Source organism: Cellvibrio sp., assembly GCF_053579595.1.
The window spans coordinates 1-1,632 of record NZ_JBRFPI010000579.1; the positions used below are offsets into that span (position 1 = coordinate 1).

A 1,632-nucleotide genomic window follows, 5' to 3' on the forward strand; every position below is an offset into this window, starting at 1 on the left:
GATGCCGCTGCCTACATGTGGACAGGCGGTGAGATTGTGCTTCCGCTACTACAGGCGCTGGGATTATTCACGCGCTTCGCAGCCTCAGGATTATTTGTCGTCAACCTCGTTGCGGCAATCAGCCTAGCCGAATTATCAGCGATAGCCTTGCTGCAACACGCCATGTGGGGAGCAGGGGCGATCTATATCATGCTTCATGGGAGCAGGTATTTTTCTGTGGATTACTTACTGCAAAAATATTTTTTGAAATAAAATTTTTTCTGCCCATAAAGCCCGGCATTTAACCGGGCTTCATTCTGGCGATAAGCTATTACTTCAAATCAAACCGATCTGCATTCATTACCTTCACCCAGGCTTTTACAAAGTCTTTTATGAACTTCTCCCGGTTATCATCTTGCGCGTAAACTTCAGCGTAGGAGCGCAAAATCGAGTTGGATCCGAACACCAATTCCACGCGTGTTGCTGTCCATTTCACAGTGCCGGTGTTGCGCTCGACAATGTTGTAGCTGTTTTTACCCGTAGGCTTCCACTGGTAACTCATATCAGTAAGGTTGACGAAAAAGTCATTGCTGAGCACGCCAACTTTATCGGTAAACACACCGTGTTTAGTGCCGCCGTGATTGGTGCCCAGTACGCGCAGGCCGCCAATTAACACCGTCATTTCCGGTGCGGTTAAACCCATCAGCTGAGTACGATCCAACAGCAACTCTTCTGGCTGGACGACATAATCTTTTTGCACCCAGTTGCGGAAGCCGTCGTGAATTGGCTCCAGCGGGGCAAAAGATTCTGCATCAGTTTGCGCTTCAGTCGCATCTCCACGACCCGCTGCAAAAGGCACGGTGATATTTACCCCCGCATCTTTTGCGGCTTTCTCAACTGCCGCTGTTCCGCCCAACACAATTAAATCGGCAATGCTGATTTTTTTACTCAAACCCGATTGAATTCCCACCAACACCTCCAGCACTTTTTGCAAGCGCGCCGGCTCGTTTCCTTCCCAATCTTTTTGCGGCGCTAAACGAATGCGCGCACCGTTGGCACCGCCACGGAAATCTGATCCACGGAAAGTGCGGGCACTGTCCCATGCAGTTGCCACTAACTCTGAAACACTCAAACCACTGCTAAGAATTTTTGCTTTCAGATCCGCAACTTCGGCATCACTCAAGGTGTAATCCACGGCAGGCACCGGGTCTTGCCAAATCAAATCTTCGTCGGGCACATCGGCACCCAAGTAGCGCGCTTTTGGCCCCAAATCGCGGTGGGTTAGTTTAAACCATGCGCGCGCAAAGACTTCCGAAAAATAGGCCTGATCTTTAGCAAAGCGCTCGGAAATTTTGCGATACTCCGGATCTACTTTCATCGCCATATCCGCATCCGTCATCAGCGGCATACAGCGAATCGATGGGTCTTCTACATCGACGGGTTTATCTTCCTCTTTGATATCGATGGGTTTCCACTGCCATGCACCCGCTGGGCTTTTGGTAAGCTCCCACTCGTGATTCAGCAGCATTTTAAAGTAGCCGTTATCCCATTGAGTGGGATTTGTAGTCCATGCGCCCTCGATACCGCTGGTCACTGTATCGCGGCCGATACCACGGGTTTTGTGGTTATTCCAACCCAAGCCCTGTTCTTCCA

Annotated in this window: 2 protein-coding genes; one reads left to right on the top strand and one right to left on the bottom strand. The window is 50.2% G+C overall.

Going from position 1 to position 1,632, the window contains the following annotated elements; translation table 11 throughout:
- Nucleotides 1-252: TQO small subunit DoxD (locus ACWA6V_RS21320; protein ID WP_449524360.1), on the top strand; the 252-nt coding region annotated here is incomplete at its 5' end.
- A gap of 58 nt (nt 253-310) precedes the next feature.
- Here the strand turns inward: ACWA6V_RS21320 and ACWA6V_RS21325 are convergent.
- Nucleotides 311-1,632 (bottom strand): peroxidase family protein (locus ACWA6V_RS21325; protein ID WP_449524361.1); only part of this gene is annotated, 1,322 nt, incomplete at its 5' end.